At 58.6% G+C, this 19004-nt stretch carries 10 protein-coding genes; 6 read left to right on the forward strand and 4 right to left on the reverse strand.

Going from position 1 to position 19004, the window contains the following annotated elements; genetic code table 11:
• Window positions 1-390 precede the first annotated feature (390 nt).
• The 4 genes from VGL38_07840 (at window position 391) to VGL38_07855 (ending at window position 6772) form a co-directional block, all read left to right on the forward strand.
• Window positions 391-4053 (forward strand): PAS domain S-box protein, encoded by a 3663-nt coding sequence (locus VGL38_07840; GenBank protein HEY3295335.1) that lies wholly within the window; start codon window positions 391-393, stop codon window positions 4051-4053.
• A 52-nt stretch (window positions 4054-4105) separates the two neighbouring features.
• The gene (locus VGL38_07845; protein ID HEY3295336.1) at window positions 4106-4372 is read left to right on the forward strand and encodes a hypothetical protein; all 267 of its coding nucleotides are present in this window, start codon (window positions 4106-4108) and stop codon (window positions 4370-4372) included.
• 210 nt (window positions 4373-4582) lie between these two features.
• The gene (locus VGL38_07850) at window positions 4583-5077 is read left to right on the forward strand and encodes a chemotaxis protein CheW (protein ID HEY3295337.1); all 495 of its coding nucleotides are present in this window, start codon (window positions 4583-4585) and stop codon (window positions 5075-5077) included.
• Between the two features lie 72 nt (window positions 5078-5149).
• Window positions 5150-6772 (forward strand): methyl-accepting chemotaxis protein, encoded by a 1623-nt coding sequence (locus VGL38_07855; GenBank protein HEY3295338.1) that lies wholly within the window; start codon window positions 5150-5152, stop codon window positions 6770-6772.
• Window positions 6773-7024: 252 nt separating this feature from the next.
• Here the strand turns inward: VGL38_07855 and VGL38_07860 are convergent, their stop codons facing one another.
• Entirely contained in the window at window positions 7025-12025 is a 5001-nt protein-coding gene (locus tag VGL38_07860; protein HEY3295339.1) for a carboxypeptidase regulatory-like domain-containing protein, read from the reverse strand.
• Between the two features lie 705 nt (window positions 12026-12730).
• Between VGL38_07860 and VGL38_07865 the strand changes: the two genes are divergently transcribed.
• A complete protein-coding gene (locus tag VGL38_07865) occupies window positions 12731-13831 on the forward strand; it encodes an efflux RND transporter periplasmic adaptor subunit (GenBank protein ID HEY3295340.1) in 1101 nt (366 codons plus the stop codon).
• A complete protein-coding gene (locus VGL38_07870) occupies window positions 13828-16917 on the forward strand; it encodes an efflux RND transporter permease subunit (protein ID HEY3295341.1) in 3090 nt (1029 codons plus the stop codon). Before VGL38_07865 ends, VGL38_07870 begins: the two co-directional genes overlap by 4 nt.
• A 122-nt stretch (window positions 16918-17039) precedes the next feature.
• Here the strand turns inward: VGL38_07870 and VGL38_07875 are convergent, their stop codons facing one another.
• The 3 genes from VGL38_07875 to VGL38_07885 all read right to left on the reverse strand — a co-directional run bounded on the left by VGL38_07875 (window position 17040) and on the right by VGL38_07885 (window position 18952).
• On the reverse strand, window positions 17040-18086 hold the full coding sequence (locus VGL38_07875; protein ID HEY3295342.1) for a rhodanese-like domain-containing protein: 1047 nt from the start codon (window positions 18084-18086) through the stop codon (window positions 17040-17042).
• A gap of 205 nt (window positions 18087-18291) precedes the next feature.
• Window positions 18292-18651, reverse strand: a complete 360-nt coding sequence (locus VGL38_07880; GenBank protein HEY3295343.1) for a HepT-like ribonuclease domain-containing protein — start codon at window positions 18649-18651, stop codon at window positions 18292-18294.
• Complete coding sequence (locus VGL38_07885) at window positions 18641-18952, reverse strand: nucleotidyltransferase domain-containing protein (GenBank protein ID HEY3295344.1); 312 nt, start codon at window positions 18950-18952, stop codon at window positions 18641-18643. Before VGL38_07885 ends, VGL38_07880 begins: the two co-directional genes overlap by 11 nt.
• Window positions 18953-19004: the final 52 nt, after the last annotated feature.

Here is a 19004-nt window from a genome sequence, read left to right on the forward strand (position 1 = left end):
AAGCGGGCGACCCTTCAAGGTCGCCCGCTCTGTGTTTAGGCCCAACGCCCAAACTGTGATTTGCCCCGTGGTCGTATCAGGATTTTATGGCACAACGTCTCGAAGCCTTGCGCGGCCAACTGTAAATATGCGTCTACAGGACGATTTTAGGATCTCATGGCATTCCGCCCGCTGCCGGAGAGGTCTCCGCCTCATAAAATCTCAAATAACAGAATATTGGATCTACTGATCGTTATGTTTATTCATGACTTGCGATGTGCTCCCCTGTATTATCACTTGCTCAATTTACTTGTGTGAGAATGCAGGAACCCCTATACTGGAGGGATATTACCATTATGTCATTATGGTGACCCTAAACTGGCAGCCCGTGCGCTGTCTCCGGACGTAATTATGGCGACTGACAAGAAAAAGGGCGCAGTAAGACGGCCTAAAGTCCCTTCCGCGGAACTACACACCGCAACGAACCAGACAACCGAACCCATGCACCGCAGCCCCGAGAGCGACCTGCCTGAACTGCACCAGGCAACCCTGAGCGCTATCCTCGAAAGCTCTGATCAGCCGATCTTTGCCATAGACCGGAGCTATTGCTATACCGCTTATAACGCGGCCCATGCCCGGGCGATGAAGGCGCTCTTCGGTACGAGGATTGAAATCGGCGCCAATATCCTGGATTACCATACGCTTCCCGAAGAACGCGCCACCGCAAAATCCAACATCGATCGCGCTCTGCTCGGAGAATCTGTAGTCGTCGAACACTATGCCGGCGACGAAGCCTTCGAACGCCGCTATTTTATGATCGTTCATAATCCGGTTCGGGACACGAACGGAGCCGTTGCCGGGGTCACCATCTATGCTCAGGACTTGACCGAGCAAAAACGGGCCGCCGCACGGCTCGAAAAGGAGGCCAAACGGTCCGGATTTCTGCTGGAACTCCACGAGAAGTCGTCCCGGCTGACCGAGCGGGAACTCTATGGCTATGCCCTCGACGAAGCGGTAATGCTCACCAACAGCACCATCGGGTATCTTCATCTGGTCTCCGATGATCAGCAGGAGATCAACCTTACCCTGTGGAATAAGAGTGCGCTGGAAGGATGTACCGCCGTCTACGATTCCCATTACCCCATCGAAAAGGCCGGCAACTGGGCCGATTGCGTGCGCACGCAGCAGCCTGTCGTCTATAATGATTTTCCCAATTCTCCGAACCAGAAAGGGCTTCCTGAAGGGCACGCGCCCGTCACGCGGTTCATGACCATCCCCGTACTGGATAACGGCAAGGTAAAAATCATCTTCGGTGTGGGAAACAAGGCGGCCTGCTATGACGAACACGATGTCAACCACATTCAACTGGTCGCCAATGAGCTGCACAAGATTCTCGAGCAGCGCCGCGTTGAAGCCGCACTGCGGGAGTCCGCCGAACGGCTCGATCTTGTCCTGAAAGCTTCCGCCGCCGGAACGTGGGATTGGGATGTTGCGTCGGACACACTGGTCTGGTCGCCGCAATTGTTCAGGATCTTCGGCCTCGATCCCTCCGTGGCAGAGGCTTCCTTCGCAAAGTGGGATGCGGCGCTGCGCCCGGAGGACCGCGAACCCGCCCGCATGCGAATTGAGGATGCGCTCCGCGAGCACCGCTCCCTCGACGCTGAATATCAAGTCGTCTGGCCCGACGGGCAGGTCCGCTGGATCCATGCCCTGGGCCTTGCGGTGTACGATGATCAGAGGCAACCGGTTCGCATGAGCGGTATCTGTATGGATATCACCGAGCGCAAGCGGGCGGAGCAAAAACTGGAACGCAGCGAGTTGCGGTACCGTACGCTGTATGAGAACAGCCTCGACGGAATTCTGCTGACGAAACCCGACGGCACGATTCTTACCGCCAATCCCCAGGCCTGCCGCTTGCTGGGTATGACCGAAGCGGAGATCATCGCAGCCGGACGCGATGAACTTGTGGTCGCCGACGACGCACTCACCGTGGCGCTCGAGGAGCGCACCCGGAAAGGCCGGTTGCGGGCCGAACTCACGTTCCGCCGCAAAGACGGCAGCACCTTCCCCTGTGAGGTAGCCTCCGGCATCTTTACGGACACCGATGGCCTGACGAAAACCAGCATGGTGATCCATGATATCACCGAGCGCGTGCGAGCGGAGGACGAGCGGCGGAAGAGCGAAGAAAAGTTCCGCGTCGCCTTCATGAGCAACCCGAACCCCTGCTATCTGTTGACCATGAACGATGGCGTGATGGTGGAAGTGAATAGTGCCTACGAAGCCCTCTACGGCTATGCGCGGGAGGAGTGCATTGGCCGAAGCTCCGCAGAATTGAATGTCTGGGAAAACTACTCCGATCGCGCCCGCTTGCTTCACGAACTGGAATCGAAGGGATTCGTGACCGGTTTCAGAAGCCGCAGCAGATTGAAGAGCGGCGAAATTATCGATGTGCAGCTTTCGGTCACCCGGCTGAATCTGGATGGAAAGGCCTACCTCTACGGGGTCGTCCAGGATATTACCGAACAGCTCCGTGCCGCCCATGCGTTAAGCGAAAGCGAGCGGCAGTACCGGACACTGATCGATTTTCTGCCGGTGAGCATTCTGGTCCACCGCGATGGCATCATCCTGCTCGCCAATCACAAGAGTGCACAGTCCTTTGGCGTCGCTTCGCCGGAACAGCTCATCGGAACTCGCGTGCTGGATCTGGTCCATCCGGACGACCGCCCCAGAGTCATGAAACGGGTGCTGGCGGCCATCTCTTCGGGCCAGTTGGCGGAACTCGAACGGGAGACCCTGCTGCGCAAAAATGGCGAGAGCTTTGCCGCCCAGGTCACCGGCATGTCCGTGGTGTTCGGCGACCGCCCGGCGGTGCTGGTGGTCTTCGACGACATTTCCGAAAAGCTGGCCTCCGAGGAGGCGCGTGCCGTCCTGACCCAGCAGCTCCGGCAATCGCAAAAGATGGAAGCTGTCGGCCGGCTGGCCGGAGGCGTGGCGCACGATTTTAACAACCTGCTGACGGTGATTACCGGCCATACCGAGTTGGCGCTCCTGCAACTTCGCGACGGAGATCCCCTCCGCCCCGAAATCGAGGAGATTGCCCGGACTGCCCAGCGCGCCGCCAATTTGACGAGGCAACTGCTCGCCTTCAGCCGCCGCCAGATCATGGCTCCGGTGATTCTCGATCTGAACCATATCGTGTCGAGCATGGATCGCATGCTGAAGAGGATTATCGGCGAGAACATCCATCTCGAAACATCTTCCGCGGACGACTTGTGGAACGTCAAGGCCGACCCCGGTCAAATCGAACAGGTGATCGCCAACCTTGCCGTAAACGCGCGCGATGCAATGCCCCGCGGAGGCGCCGTCACCATCGAAACGCTGAATGTCACGCTGGACTCCGGCTTTGTCCGCTCCCATCCGGAAATGACTCCCGGACCGTATGTGCTGCTGTCTGTGACGGACACCGGCATTGGCATAAGTCCGGAGATTCAGGCCCGGATCTTTGAACCGTTCTTCACCACCAAACCGCTGGGCGAAGGCACCGGGCTTGGCCTGGCCACGGTGTACGGCATCGTCAAACAGAGCGGCGGCCACATCCTCGTCGAAAGTGAGGAAGGGCTGGGGACAACGTTCAACATTTATTTGCCCGCGGCGATGGAAGCGGTAGCGGCATCGGAAGCTCAACCGGTTATGGAACGGCGCCTGGGCGGCTCCGAGTTCATTCTGCTGATCGAAGACAGCGCCACCGTCCGGAAAGTGCTGACGCGTGCCCTCGAAGGATATGGCTATCGCGTCATGGCCGTCGGCAGCGCCGAGGAGGCTTTTGCGGCCATTCCCCACATGTCCGGTCCCGCTGATCTGGTACTCACGGATGTCATTTTGCCGGGACTGAACGGCGTGGAACTCGCCGGAAAGATCCGGCAACTCTGGCCCACCTCGAAAATTCTGCTTATGTCCGGCTACACGGCCGACGTTATTCCAGAGGGTACATCGGAGTTGGAACTTGAACTGCTCCAGAAACCCTTTGGTCCCGCCTTCTTAGTTTCGAAAGTACGTACAACCTTAGATCGTTAGCCCTATGGACAGAGGTCGTACGTGATGCCGGGACCTGCGCGGCTATGTGTCGATGACATTTCGCAACATGATCGACGCCACGGGAGAACTCAAACGGCTGCTCGATTTTGCCTATCCGGATGTCAACAATGCCGAGGTCTGCCGCACCGTCCGCTGCCCCGTGAAACAGAGATTCGAACTTATGATGGAGCAGGCCGTCACCGCTTTGCGGGAGCCGAAAGGCTCCTTCAAATCCAAAGAAATTGCGGATTTGCGCAAGCGGTTCGAACACCTGCTGACGGAGGAGCGTCCGGTGCCGTCGAGGCCACAAGAGTTGTAGTGGTACACTCCTTGCTCGACACTTTCCCGTAACCTTCGCAATCAGGCGGAGAGCCTTACCGGGTAAGTATCCAGACTTACCAGTTGGAGGCACAGTCTACGGATCCATTCAGGGATCTTAGGACTGTGCCTTTTTGCGTTCTGAACATTGCCTTCTCGACCTCTGTACTTGGATACGGATACAAACTAAAGCGAGAAACGCATGAGTGCCATGGCACAACAACGGTCCCGGCTGGACGCATCGGCGGCGTCCGATTCCCGGGCAGGCAAATATCTTACATTCGTGCTCGCGAATGAAGAGTATGGGTTGGAGATTTTGAAGGTGCGGGAGATTATCGGAAGCATGAGCACGACGGCGGTGCCGGGAATGCCTCCCTATGTCAAAGGGGTGATCAATCTGCGGGGGAAGGTGATCCCGGTGATCGACTTGCGGTTGAAGTTCGGGATGGAGGGCACGGAGCAGACGGCGGAAACGTGCATCATCGTGGTGGACGTGCAAGGCAATTTGATCGGCGTGAGAGTAGACCAGGTCTCGGAGGTGCTGGACATTCACGGCGACGAGATCGAGGATGCTCCCAACGTGGGAGTAGCCATTCAGAACGACCATCTCCTCGGCATGGCCAAAACGAAAGGTCGCGTCAAAATATTGCTTGAAATCAGCAAGGTGCTGACGGAAACCGGCCGGAACTTTGCCATCTCCGAGTAATCATCTGCACCGGACATTGCACCAGCGGCAACTGCCGCCGCCTACCGAATAATCAACATAGGAATCTCGTCGATGTTTGCCAACTTGTCTCTGAAAACGAAATTGATCGGATCCTTCTGCATTGTCGCAACCCTTCTTGCCATCGTCGGGTATGCCGGATACTTCGGCCTGGCACGCGTCGGTCGCGGACTGGACGAATTGGGCGACAACCGGGTGCCCAGCTACATCGGGCTCTCTGCGATGGAAGCCGGACTCAACCGCGTGCGCCTCAATGTATACATGGTACAGAACGACCGCTTCGACCACGACACCCGCGCACAATACGTGGATCGCGTAGCAAGCGCCTGGAAAGATATTGATGAAGGTCAGAAGCTTTATGAGCCGCTCTCCCATACAGCGGAGGAAGCCGCAAAGTGGAAAGAATTTGCCGCGACTTTCGAGCGCTATCGCAAAGACTGGAATGTCTTCCATCAGGTTGCGCTCGTCTCTTTAAGTGAAAAAAATCCCAAATTAGAAGATGCCGACTTTGCCCAAATGGCCGAGCTTTCCAAAGGGGGCATGAAAGCATCAGCCCGTCAGGCAACGGATCAGATCCGGGCCTTGCTGGACATAAACGCTAAGGCTGCTACGGATGCAAATACGGCGGCGGACACAGCGAAAAATCGCGCGATAACGCTGTCCCTCATTCTGAGCATGGTGGGAGTCATTACGGCCCTTGCCTTCGGCATCTTCCTCAGTTTGAATATAACCCGCAAGCTGAACCGGATCGTGGCCGAATCGGCGGAGGGGGCCTCGCAGATCGCGTCGGCGGCCTCGCAGGTCTCGTCGGCGGCGCAGGGGGTGGCCCAAGGGTCGCAGGAGCAGGCGGCGGCGATTGAAGAGAGCAGCAGCAGCCTCGAGGAGCTGGCCTCGATGACCAAACAGAATGCCGATAACGCCAAGTCGGCGGCCTCGCTGGCCGGCGAAACCAAGAGCATGATGAGCAAGTCCGCCGAGGGCGCCAATGCGATGGATCAGGCGATGAAGGACATCAAGAGCGCCAGCGATCAGACCAGCAAGATCGTCAAGACCATCGACGAGATCGCCTTCCAGACCAACCTGCTGGCGCTGAATGCGGCGGTGGAAGCGGCCCGTGCCGGGGAAGCAGGGAAGGGTTTCGCCGTCGTCGCTGAAGAAGTACGGAACCTGGCCATGCGTGCTGCCGAAGCGGCCAAGAACACCGGATCGCTGATCGAAGAAAACGTGAACCGGGTTAACGGCGGGGTGCAGATCGTGGACGGGCTCAAAACCACGCTGGGTCAGACGGTGGCGGCGGCGGACAAGGTGACGAATCTGGCCAATGAAGTCGCGGCGGCATCGGATGAACAGTCCAAGGGGATCGAACAGATCAATGTGGCGGTGACGCAGATGAATGCGGTAACGCAGCAGAACTCGGCCAACGCCGAAGAGGCCGCCTCCGCGTCCGAAGAAGCCGCAGGCCAGGCCGAAAATCTGCAAGCGTCGGTGGCTGAATTGACCGCTATCGTCAACGGCAGCGCCAAACACTCGGCACGACACATGCACCACGCCACAGCATCTGTCCGTCCGGATCAACGACGCGCAAGTGGCGGATCCAAACCGCGCGTGAGCCCTGTCGTAACACGCCAACAGCCTATTCCCCTCGATGCGCAGGAAGAACAACTCGTCCGGTTCTGAGTGACAACGGGATTCTGCCGGATCCCGTGGCCAATGCGCAAACACAAAGCAGAAGCGGACCCGCTGCAACAGGTCCGCTTCTGCTGTAATCATCCCCGACGCAATGTGTCCCCACTGAGCACACAGGCTCCCCAAAAATGGGGAGCCTGTGCGTTGTTCGAGGTTGAAAAGGCATCGGGACTTAGTTTGACCTTCATCCTTCCGCCTTGTCCCCTTCCCCTACTTTAGTGGGGGAAGGGTTAGGGATGGGGGTTACTTCAGCAGCATCATCTTGTTCATGGCGGTGTAATTGCCCGCCGTCATCTTCACAAGGTAAAGACCCGAAGGAAGATTTCCGGCATCGAAGCTGACCTGATACCGGCCCGCGGCGTACTTGCCGTTGACCAGCGTCGCCACTTCCTGCCCCATCACATTGTAGACGATGATAGCCACCTGACTGTTCTGCGGCACATCAAATGGCAGCAGCGTCGTCGGGTTGAAGGGATTCGGATAGTTGGCATGCAGGGCAAACTCCGTCGGCAGCAGGCCGGGGAGCTGATCCACCGACAGCACGTTCATATCCACCTGAAGCAGGAACGGGCTGCCCGGCGCGTTGCACAGCACCCGCATCGTGGTGTGGTACTCATTCGGCTGCATGGTACCCGGCGATGCTGTCACCGTAACGGTCACGCTCTGGTTCGGATCCAACGTACCACTGGCCGGATCGCTCGTGATCCAGGTGACACTGTCCAGCACCTGATAACTCAGCGGGCAGGTGCCGTTTACATTGGTAATCGTGAAGGTCTGCGGCTGCGTCTGGAAGCGGCGCACCACAAACGTCAGCGAACTGGCCGAGAGTGTGGCATTCGGCGAATGCAACGACATGTTGATGGTAGAATTCACATTCGCTTCCACCACGACGCCAGTGCGCACCGAATCGCAATGCGTGGCGTGCTGGTAATGCACCGTGTATGTTCCCGGATCCACCGGCATCTGATAATGGCCATTGGCATCGGTCAGCATCGTATCGGGCAAACCGGTCACCCACACGCGGGCATTTTCGAGGAGGGGATTGGTGCCGCCCAGATGGCGGATCGTGCCGTCAATCGCCTGACGCGGACCGCCCCAGAACTGCACGGCATTATTGCCCGGCGTAAACGGCCCGGCGTTTGTGCACCGCAGGCTGACACCGTCGGATCCATCCGCATTCTCAACACCAATCACGGCGTCGGTGCCGCCCATTGTACCGTAGTTGAGCGTCACGCCACCGTTCGCATCCAGAATCACCTGGAAGTTGAATATCGGACTGCCGCCGAAATGCGGGCAGTTATCCCAACTCACGATGAACCGTTGGCCTGCCGCATCCGCGTAGTACTTGCATTGCCCCGCGGTCGGAAACAAGTCCGTTCCGAAGACATACACCACGCCGTTAGGTATACCCGTATTCGGTGGGCACGGCGGATACAGCGTTACACTCTGGTCGCCAAAGGTAATGTAGCCATTGGAACCCACCATCACCGATGTGTAGGTCTGGCCGTAATAGGGGAAGCTGAAGCCCAGATCGTACGGGCCGGTAACAATGTCGTCGCTCTGCGCGGCCACGGTGCCGTTGGTGGTGATGTCCACCCACTGCAAATCCACCGTATGCCACGGACTGATTACCGAACCGGAACCATCCGCACCCGCCCCTTCATTGGGTACCTCGTCAATCGCTTTCACCGACCAGGTATAAATTATCGTCGGATCGGGCGGTGTGTCCGTGTACTGATGCACTCCCGGAGCCACAGGGGTCGCCGTGATCAATGTGCCGTCACGGTAAACGCGCAAGCCGGCCAGATCCGTGCACGGCGTCCCATCGGCATTCACTACCGGGTCCGTCCACGCGATGCGCATCTGCGTCTGACCCACCGCGGTAACGGTAACGCCCGTCGGAGCGCCCGGAGCCATGTTGCACATCGCGGTCACAGCGTTCGACGACGGAGACAACAGGCCGTCATCATAGCGTGCTTTTACAACATAGGTATGATTCTGATTCTCGACCACGCCGGTGTTGTCATAGGTCAGAACGCTGGGCAGCGTCGAGCCAATCGAATCGGGGGCGCCGTCGCGGAAGATCACGTAGCTGACGATGTCATCCAGTGCGCGGCCACCGCGTCCGCGGGACGCCGACTCGGTTGCCAGCACCGTCGGTGCATGCGGTGCCACCGCCGAGTTCAACCGCTGGGCGGTCTGCCAAGCCTGTAAGCCCGTGCGCGTGCCGTTTTCTTCCGGAGTCGTCGAATAGATTCCCGGCTTGACATTGTTCTGATCCGCGCCCAGCGTTATTGTCTGAGTCGTCGCGGGAGCCGTCAGAGCCTGAATCTTTGCGGGCGTCTTGCCGAGGAAACCGTTCTGCGGCGCGGCGCGGCGTACCAGCATCGAGGAGACCAGCGCGTGTGAAGCGGCAGCCACCTCTTTGGCGGCCTCAACGTGGGCCGAGAGCATCGGAAGCGACAACAGTGCCGGCTCCCAGGTGTTCCACGCGGCGCCATCGAAGTTGTAGAAGAAGGTATTGGTGATGAACGGCGTCGTGTTGTCGCCGCCCAGACAGAGCGAACGGTCGCTCATCTGGCGGATTCCCACAAAGAAGGAGCCGTTCTCCACGGTCACCGGAATATCCAGCGTCCACTCGTGCACGGTATTCAGCGGCGCTTCCACCGCGGCGCCAAGCACATACAGCGGAGTATGCGCCGGATGCCCCGTGCCATCGTCGGCAAACACACCCACCTGCAGCGGAGCGCCCAGCGTGGCATTCTGCGTCAAAAAGGCCCGTACACCCTTTACCGTCAGCGGACCGTTGCCCTGGTAATGGGCCACCATCCAGCCGTAAGAAGGAGTACCGCCCCACCATCCGATGCCGTCCACGTCATTCAAGCCATCGTCATAAGACAGATGGGACTCGGCCAGCGTCGTGGGCGCATTCCATGACAGGCGGATCCGGTCATCGAACACGCCGTTCGCCGTCAGGTTGATCGGGGCCAGATGCCCGAACGGACTGGTGACGCTATCCGAATACGCCGACTCCACCCACGGCGGAGCCAGCATGTTGGTGTCTACCGCCGTCAGTACAAAGTTGTACACGCCATCGGTCTCAAACGTGTCCTTGATGAAAACCGTCGTGCGGCCCAGGATGGTCTGACGGAGAGTAAACGTGGCATCCGTTGACAGTTTACGGTACAGCTTGTATTCGTCCACCAGCAGATCGGTGGAGGCCGTCCAATGCAGACTGTCTTTGCGCTCGGCCGTCAACACCGTGCTCGTCAGGCCTGTCGGAGCCGGCGGATTGCTGCGGCGCAGCGTCAGGTCGGCGCCGGTATGGCCACTCTCGTCAAGGTTGAACACCGTCGATCCGTCAATGTAGCCGGCGAGGGTCGCCGTGACGCGGCGGTTGTTGCCGATCTGCACATTCGGCAGCGTATAATCACCGTTCGCAGCCGGGTGAACGGACGGGTTACCCGCACCGCCCGCAACCACGTTGACAGCGGTCACATTGCCGTTGCCGCCATCCAGCGTCACATGTCCCGTAACGGTCGCGTATACCAGCGGGCCGCCCCAGAACTCTACGGCATTGTTGCCGCCAGGCGTAAAGTCACCTGCCGTATTGCACCACAGGCCATAACCGTCGCTGCCGTCCAGATTCTCCAGACCCACGACGCCCGAGGTATTGCCCATCGCGCCGTAGTTCATGGTGATGCTGCCGCTGCTGGTCAGGATGATCTGGAAATTGTAGAAGGGGCTGCCGCCGAAAGCCGGGCAGTTGTCCCAGCTCACGATGAAGCGCTGGTTGACCGCATCCGCGTAATACTTGCACTGGCCCGCGGTAGGAAACAGATCTCTTCCGAAGACATACACCACGCCGTTCGGCACGCCGGTGTTGGGCACACAGGGCGGGCTAAGGATAACGGACGCATCACCGAAGGTGATATAGCCGTTGGAGCCGACGCGAATCTGCGTGAAAGGCGTATCGTAATAGTTGAACGTGAAACCGAGATCGTAGGGGCCGGTGTTGATGTCGTCCGCCTGCGCGGCAATCGTGCCGTCGCTGGTGATGTCCACCCAGTCGTAACCGGTCTCACGCCACGGGGTCGCGCCCACTGCCACCGCGACGCTCGCCGGAGCGCTCAAAAAGGCATTGGCCTTCGCGACGGCAAAATACGTGTAATGGCCGTCCGGCTGGCCGGACAATGTAATCGTCTGCACACCGGCGCCGACATGACCGATCTGAGAAGCCGGCTGCGTATTGCTGCGGAAGATCAGAATGCTGTCCGGAGTAAGCAGATTGCCGTTCGTATCGTGATCCGGATCTGTCCAGGTCAGGATGACGTCCGGTGCCACATAGCTGCCCGCAAGGCCGGTTACCGGATTCGGAACGCCTGCCGGTTGGGAGAATTTCACCGCCGAATTGGAGACAGGCCGCGTGCCGATCTGCTGGTTGCAGCACCAGAGCTGAACCGCCTGCGTGCCCGTCGCGTTCTCGATGCCCACAAAGCAACTGTCCGGTCCCGTCAGCGTCCCGAAGTTATAAAGGATCGTGCCGTCGGTGCGGATCACAATCTGAAACGTGTACGAACCGGCCGGCCCGGAAGGCATCCACATGGGCACATTTTCCCACGCCACAATAAACCGGCCCGCCGCAACGTCCGAACGGTACCGGATGCTTCCGCCACCGGTGGGGGAAGGGTCCAGGTCACTCCAGAATCCATACATCATATTGTTCGGTACGCGCGTGCTGGGAAGGCATGCGGCCACGATGGGATTGTAGATGTTGTCCGTCCCCGTGTCCGTGGGGCTGATCGAACCGTTGGAATTAATGTGCATCTGGGTATAGCTGTTCCCGTAATAGGAAATCGTGAACCCGATGTCAAACGGTCCCTGGCTGTCATCATCGCCCATCGTCACAACGGTGCCGCCCGTCATGTCGATCCAGGAGTACGTCGTGTCCTGCGACACATAATCATCCAGCGTGTGGTGCGGCGGACGCGGTGTGGCCGAAGCGTTCGCGGCAATCTCGCGCTCGATATCGGCCACGGCAGACATAATGTCCTGCCGGTCCATGCTGGCCGCGTGAATCTGCCGGGCCACGGCGAAATCGGCCTCGGACAATGGCCCCTTGGCCGCCAGGTTTGCTTTCAGGCGTTCGTAGCCGGCTTGATTGAAGGTCGCGGACTGTGCCGCAGCACACAACAGCAGAATCGCTGCCATGCTCCAAACGAAAAACTGTTTCCACGATCTCATAACGTTTCCTCCCTGGTGAATGCGGATGATGACAGTGGTGGCTTACGTAGTGCTGATGTTCAGCGAAGGGTGATTGGCATGTTTGCATCTGCCTCTCCATGCAGGACCTGCGTTGGGGCAGAATCAGCGAGCCCGAGGCGCCCCGGCGGCGCCTGATTAGGGAATAGAATCACAAGGTATAACTATACCGTTTGTTAATCTACTCAACCAAAAGGCTTAAGTCAATGAACATAAGCAATTTTGAAAAGTTCTGCATTCATCTTATGTCACTAATTATCAATATGTGAAAGATTGATCCGGCATTGGACTTCAACGAACCCTGCCCATTTAGAAGAGGTCAGAAGCCTTGGGTAAACGCTTAATCCTGCGGCAATTCTCTTGCAGTCGAGAGGCCCAAGACCAGCGAAAACAAACCTGTACAGCATCATCAGAGTCGCATCCCGGTGGTTCAAAGCCCAAGTCAAGGGCTGCCTGTCTTCCCTTCGGCGTGTGCCCTTTGCCGAAAATCACTATCGCAAGGAACATGTGCAGTAGCGGACTGGTTTCCATCTTATGCACGTATGACTTTCCCATGCACCACACCAGTCACCTTCAACCACATCTATCTCGTCTCAACTTATTCATACCCCAACGGATCGTCGACTGCCGTAGGCGATTCACCCTTTCCAATTTCAAGCATATCCTCCGAATCGGGAGATTCTTAGAATGAAACTTGTACGGTACAGTACTCTTTTTGCGGTGGCGTCAGCCTTGGTCTTAACCGGATGCAAGGGAGCAGGCGGTTGGGGCAAAGGATTCTCCATGCCGCCCGCGATTGTGGAAACGGCAATCGCCACGGTCCGGCCAGTGGCGGACCGCTTCGAAACCGTCGGCACCATTGAGGCAGATGAAGCCGTCACGGTGGTCTCCGAATTGGGCGGCATCGTCCTGAAGATCCCCTTCCCTGAAGGAGGCTCGGTCGAACGTGGCGCTCTGATTGCCCAACTCGATGACAACGAACTCAAGGCCGAACTCGACCGCACCAAAGCGGTGCGCGATCAGGCGCAGTTGAACTACAATCGCATGAAGATCATCGTGACCCAGGGCGCTGAGGCCCAGCAAAGCCTTGACGATGCGGCCGCCGCGCTGAAAGTGGCTGAAGCGAACGTTGCTTCGGCGCAGGCTCGATTCGACAAGACACGCATCACCGCCCCTTTTAGCGGCATGGTGGGAGCGCGGCGCGTGAGCCCGGGTACCTATGTCCAGCCGGGCACGGCCATCACCAACCTCGCCAGTCTGCAGATGCTGCGCGTGAATTTTTCCGCGCCGGAACGCTACCTGCCGCTGCTGAAGCGTGGTTCCGAAGTCACGGTCTCCGTGACCGCGTTTCCCGACGACGCGATCACCGGGCGGATTGAAGTGGTGGAACCCCAAATCAATGCCGCGACGAGAAACGTCGGCATCGTTGCCCGCGTTCCCAATCCGGGAAACAGGCTCCGACCCGGCATGTCCGCCAATGTCGCCGCGGTGCTCAGCGAACGCGCCTCGGCGCTCACGATTTCCAGTGAAGCCGTGGTTGTGGATCAGAACCAGCCCGTGGTGTATGTGATCAAGCCCGACTGTACGGTCACCCGCACGGTGATTCGGCTCGGCTCTCGAATGAAGGATGTGGTGGAAGTGGTGGACGGCCTGAAGGCAGGGGATCGTGTGGTGCGGGCCGGCCACCAGAAGGTCTATGAAGGCGCGAAGGTCATTCCGGCCTCCGGTGCGGACTCGGTTGCGGCCTCATCCCGCGACACCACCGTCTCCAGGAGCGCGGCGCAATGAAAATCAGCGATCTCTCGATCCGGCGGCCGGTATTCGCCACGGTCATGAGTCTGGCGATTGTCCTCTTTGGAATTATCGCCTTCCTGCGGCTTCCGGTGCGTGAATATCCCGACATCGACCCGCCGGTGATTTCCGTCGTAACGCTCTACCGTGGCGCCAGCGCCAGCGTGGTCGAAACCGAAATTACGGACCCGCTCGAAGAACAGTTTGCCACGCTCTCCGGAGTCAAGACCATGACCTCATCGAGCCGCGAGGAGGGCTCGGTGATCACCATTGAATTTGAACTCAGCCGCAATGTAGACGAGGCCGCCAACGACGTGCGCGAGCGCGTCTCCCGCACACGGGGAACTCTGCCCCGGGAAATCGATGAGCCGGTCGTCTCCAAGGTAGACGTAAACGCGCAGCCCATCGTCTGGCTGGCGCTGGCCAGCGATAAGTACACCGGCCTCCAACTGACCGACGTGGCCGACAACATTCTCAAAGAGCGTATCCAGCGTTTACCCGGTGTGGGTTCGGTGATTCTTGGCGGTGAGCGCCGCTACGCCATGCGGGTCTGGCTGGACGCGCAGCGCATGGCGGCGCGCGGGCTGACTCCGCAGGACGTCGAAAACGCCATCCGCCGCGAAAACGCCGAAATTCCCAGCGGTCGCGTCGAAGGCTCCCAGCGGGAATTTGCCGTGCGTACCCGGGGCGAACTCAACACGCCCGAGGAATTCGGCGGGATCGTTGTTGCTCAGAATGCCAGTGGCGTCGTGCGCCTGCGGGACGTGGCCGATGTTCAGGTGGGAGCCGCCGATGAACGGACAGTGGCCCGCTGGACCGGCCAGCCGGCGGTCGGTCTGGGCATCGTCAAACAGACCAAGGCCTCGACGCTCGACGTCGCGCGCGAAGTGCGCAATGCGCTCGGCAATCTCAAGGGCTCGATTCCTCCCGGCATGGACCTCAAGATCGCTTACGACTCCTCCGAGTTTATCCGCGACTCCGTGCAACAGGTCGGTGAGACGCTGCTGATTGCCATGTGCCTGGTGATTCTGGTCGTGATCGCCTTCATGAAGAGCCTCCGCGCCACGCTCATTCCCACTCTGGCGATTCCGGTGTCCATCATCGGCACGTTTGTGGTCATCTATTTCCTCGGCTTCACCATCAATATTCTCACGCTGCTCGCGCTGGTGCTGGCCATCGGATTGGTGGTCGATGATGCCATTGTCATGCTGGAGAACATCTTCCGGCATATGGAAATGGGCAAGGGGCGCATGCGGGCCGCCTATGACGGCTCGAAGGAAATTGCCTTCGCCGTGCTGGCCACGACCATTACGCTCGTTGCCGTGTTCGTGCCCGTCGCCTTCCTGACCGGATCCGTCGGACGCCTGTTCCGCGAATTCGGCTTCACCGTGGCCATCGCCGTGGCCCTCTCCGGCTTCGTGGCGCTCACCCTGACCCCGATGTTCAGCTCCCGCATCCTGAAGCCGCTCCACGGCACCGGCGGCGGCTGGGCCGCGCGCAGTTTCGACGCCTTCTTCGTCTGGCTGGGTCGGGTTTATGAATCGTCGCTCCGCTTCGCGCTGCGCCACCGGGTGCTGGTGATTTCGCTATCGGCCTTCGCGGTCATTATTACCTTGGGGCTCTTCAAATTCATGCCCCGCGAACTCGTCCCCACCGAAGACCGGGGCATCGCGTTCGGCATCGTCCTTGCTCCCGAAGGTTCTACACTCAACTACACGGACCGCTACATGCGCGAGGTGGAAAAACGCCTGCTTGCCCTCCCCGAAACCAAAGGCCTTTTCACCGCAACCGGCGTCGGGTTCGGAGGCCCGGGCCGGGTCACCGACGGCTTCCTCTTTTTGAATCTCGGGCCGAAACGTGACCGTAAGCGTTCGCAGCAGGCGATTGTCCAGAGCCTGTTCCCGCAGATGTTTTCGATTCCCGGCGTGCTGGCCTTCGTGATCAATCCGCCCAGCCTCGGCAGTTTTTCTTCCAGCCCGATCGACTATGTGCTCGAAGCGGATAGCTATGACGAACTGAATCAGGCGGTCGGCATCATGCAGGCTGCGGCCTCCAAGCTTGGATACCTCTTTAATGTGGACACCGATCTGAAACTGAACAAGCCGGAACTGAACATCGCCGTGGACCGCGACCGCGCCTCCGCGCTCGGGGTTTCCGTCACCGATATCGGCTCCACACTCGAAGCGTTACTCGGCGGGCGCGTCGTGAGTGATTTCAAGCGCGGCACCAAACAGTATGACGTGCTGATTCAGGTGAAAGCCGCCGATCGCGCCACGCCGGATGTGATTCAAGACGTCTATGTGCGCGGGGACACCGGTCTTGTACAGCTTGCCAACGTGGTCAATGTGTCCGAAGCGGTCGGCCCGAAAGAGCTGAACCACTTCAACCGTCAACGCTCCGCCACCATCACGGCGAACCTGATTCCGTTTGTCTCCCTCGGCCAGGCGCTGAGCGATCTCGACAATGTCGCCAAAACCAGTTTGCCGAAGGACATCAAGCACGACTATGCCGGGCAGTCGCTGGAATACAAGGAATCCAGTTCCGGTCTGTACTTTTTCTTTCTCCTTGCGCTGGTGTTCATTTTTCTCGTGCTGGCCGCACAGTTTGAAAGCTTTTTCCATCCCTTCACCATTCTGTTGTCGGTGCCGCTGGCCGTGTTCGGAGCTATCGTCGCCCTCTTCGTGTTCAAGCAGAGTCTGAACATCTTCTCCCAAATCGGACTCATCATGCTCATCGGCCTCGTCACCAAGAATGCGATTCTGATTGTCGAATTCGCCAACCAGCTTCGCGCCGGGGGGAAGGACGCGGTGGAAGCCGTCGTCGAAGCGGCGAGCATTCGCCTGCGGCCGATTCTCATGACGTCGTTGGCCACCGTGTTCGGCATCCTGCCCATCGCCATCGGTTTCGGTGCCGGAGCGGAATCCCGGCGGCCGCTGGGAATTGCCGTGGTGGGCGGTCTGCTGTTCTCGACCTTTCTGACCTTGATCCTGGTCCCCGTCGTATACACACTGCTCGCACGCTTCACGCACATTCCCCAGCCCACACCCGAGGTGACGGAGCAACCGCAGCCGGTGGCCGTATGAATCGGTAATGAACCCCCACCAGCCGCCGGAAAAGAAACGGGCTGTCCCTTCTTAGGGGACAGCCCGTTGTTTATCGGCGATATGCCTGAGAGCTTCTCTGGGACACACCGGCAAGGCGTTCGTCAGTGACGCTCGATGGCGCCCTTTTCAACCGGATAACTAAGCTTCTGGGGTGGAACCCACGTATTGTTCGGACCCAGAATCGCGCTATTATCCGTTAACGCATTGGCTCCGAAGCGGAGCGTCCAGGCGTCATAGCCCAGCATGCGGAGGTACATACAGACTTGCCCGGAAGCGTGGCCGCTGCTGCACGAAACAAGAATCGGCTTATCCGGCGGCAGGTAGCGAAGGCTTTCATTTTCACCGAGCGTGCCCGGTTCGATGCAATAGGCTCCGGCGATATGCCCGGCATTGTATTGACCACGCGGCATGTAGCTGATGATGAAATAGTCGTTCGTCGAGTCCGCATCGTGCATCCTCTCGCGAACCATCGTCCAATCCGCGATCTTCGACTTATATCCCGCGCGGAAATACGCGTCGAAACGCTCCGTGATCATGCCCTTCAGATCAGACGCTTTGCAAACCGGATTGGGAAACGGATATGTCCTGGTTAATTCGTGCGGCGTGGTTTCAATGCCTTCAGGACTTCGACGCAAGGCATACCAGGCTCCACCGACTCCGACGACCGAAGTGTCGGTCGTCCAACCGCTCATCCCCCATTTCAGATTGTAAGCGTCGTAGCCCATCAAATTCAGATAGGCGGTGACCAGACTCGATGTCTGCCCCGCATAGCAATAGACCACGATCTTCTTGTTCGCCGGCAGCAAACCGCGATTGGCGGGGTTCGTCAGCGATGTATAGTCCCAATGGACAGCCCCCGGAATGTGCCCGCGCGCCGAATCATCTCCAAAGTGGCGGACGCTGATAATATACGGCTGTGTGGTGTCCGCATCGTTCATCTCGGCCCAAAGCTCTTGCGCGGAGATCTTCTTGGGAGAGTTCGGTTGACTGAGGTAGGCATCACCGGCTGCCGACATCTGCTCAAAAGCGCTCTGTGAAAGACCGTGTTCGTCTGTCCGCGTCCCGGCATTACCTGGCGACCAGCCGATAAATATAAACGATGCCGCGCCCACTATCGAAACGCACAGGATGCGATGGAACCACTTCATGAACCGCTCCTCGTTTAATTGCTTGTGGTTTACGCAAAGATGCTCACGTAATCCGTGTCCATTACTGCTGACTGTCAGCAACCATTCGTCTCTGATATCTTTTATGCCAGGATAATGAAAAGAGTGCTGGCAAGCAACACATTTGCCCGCATGCAGTTCAGCACACTCTTAGCACACCAAGTCGATTGTGAAACGTGGGTGCAATCTAACCGTTTGAAGGCTCGTGTTGGGCGGGAATGAAGGGCTGGATCGCTGCCAACAAATCAGGCAAGTCGTGCCGAACGGTCTCCCAAACTACGGCCAGGTTCACCCGGAAATACTCGTGGACTAAACGGTGCCGCATTCCCGTGACGTCTTCCCAAGACACTCCGGTCACCGTTTGTTTGGCTTCCTTCGATAGTTTGGTGGCAGCCTCGCCAATAATGGTCAGCATCCGGATCAGCGTGTGCTGCAAGAGTTCGTTGGACAGCAGATCTTCCCACGTCTGCCCGGCAGCATAAGTCTGTGCCTTGCGGAGCGCGGTTTCGATGTCTACCCGGTAGCCAATATCCCGTTCAGGCAGCATACACCCTCAGAACTGACTGCAACACGCTATTGCGCCGGATGAAATTCTCACTCATCTCCACTTCGCTGCGTTCGACGATGTCCGCTTCCCGACCCAGAATGGAGGTCAATTCGCGCTGCATGCGAGACAACGCAAAGAGCCCATAACGGACCGTCGGCGCGAATGCAACCAGGACGTCTATGTCGCTATCGGGGCGGAAGTCCGGGCGAACAACAGAGCCGAACAGGCTCAGTTCCACAATTCCCCAACGCTGGCAGAATTGGGCGATACGTTCGTTATCCAGAGGGATTTGAGGTGCCATGGTTTGACGTGTTAAGCCACTGTTTTGACGATAACTGCAACAATGCAATATA

This window comes from bacterium (genome assembly GCA_036504735.1).
Lineage (GTDB): Bacteria > Electryoneota > RPQS01 > RPQS01 > RPQS01 > DASXUQ01.

Coding starts and splice junctions, on each gene's coding strand:
- VGL38_07855 (HEY3295338.1), top strand. CDS start 5,150: ATGTTTGCCAACTTGTCTCTGAAAACGAAATTGATCGGATCCTTCTGC.
- VGL38_07845 (HEY3295336.1), top strand. CDS start 4,106: ATGACATTTCGCAACATGATCGACGCCACGGGAGAACTCAAACGGCTG.
- VGL38_07850 (HEY3295337.1), top strand. CDS start 4,583: ATGGCACAACAACGGTCCCGGCTGGACGCATCGGCGGCGTCCGATTCC.
- VGL38_07840 (HEY3295335.1), top strand. CDS start 391: ATGGCGACTGACAAGAAAAAGGGCGCAGTAAGACGGCCTAAAGTCCCT.
- VGL38_07875 (HEY3295342.1), bottom strand. CDS start 18,086: ATGAAGTGGTTCCATCGCATCCTGTGCGTTTCGATAGTGGGCGCGGCA.
- VGL38_07885 (HEY3295344.1), bottom strand. CDS start 18,952: ATGGCACCTCAAATCCCTCTGGATAACGAACGTATCGCCCAATTCTGC.
- VGL38_07865 (HEY3295340.1), top strand. CDS start 12,731: ATGAAACTTGTACGGTACAGTACTCTTTTTGCGGTGGCGTCAGCCTTG.
- VGL38_07880 (HEY3295343.1), bottom strand. CDS start 18,651: ATGCTGCCTGAACGGGATATTGGCTACCGGGTAGACATCGAAACCGCG.
- VGL38_07870 (HEY3295341.1), top strand. CDS start 13,828: ATGAAAATCAGCGATCTCTCGATCCGGCGGCCGGTATTCGCCACGGTC.
- VGL38_07860 (HEY3295339.1), bottom strand. CDS start 12,025: ATGAGATCGTGGAAACAGTTTTTCGTTTGGAGCATGGCAGCGATTCTG.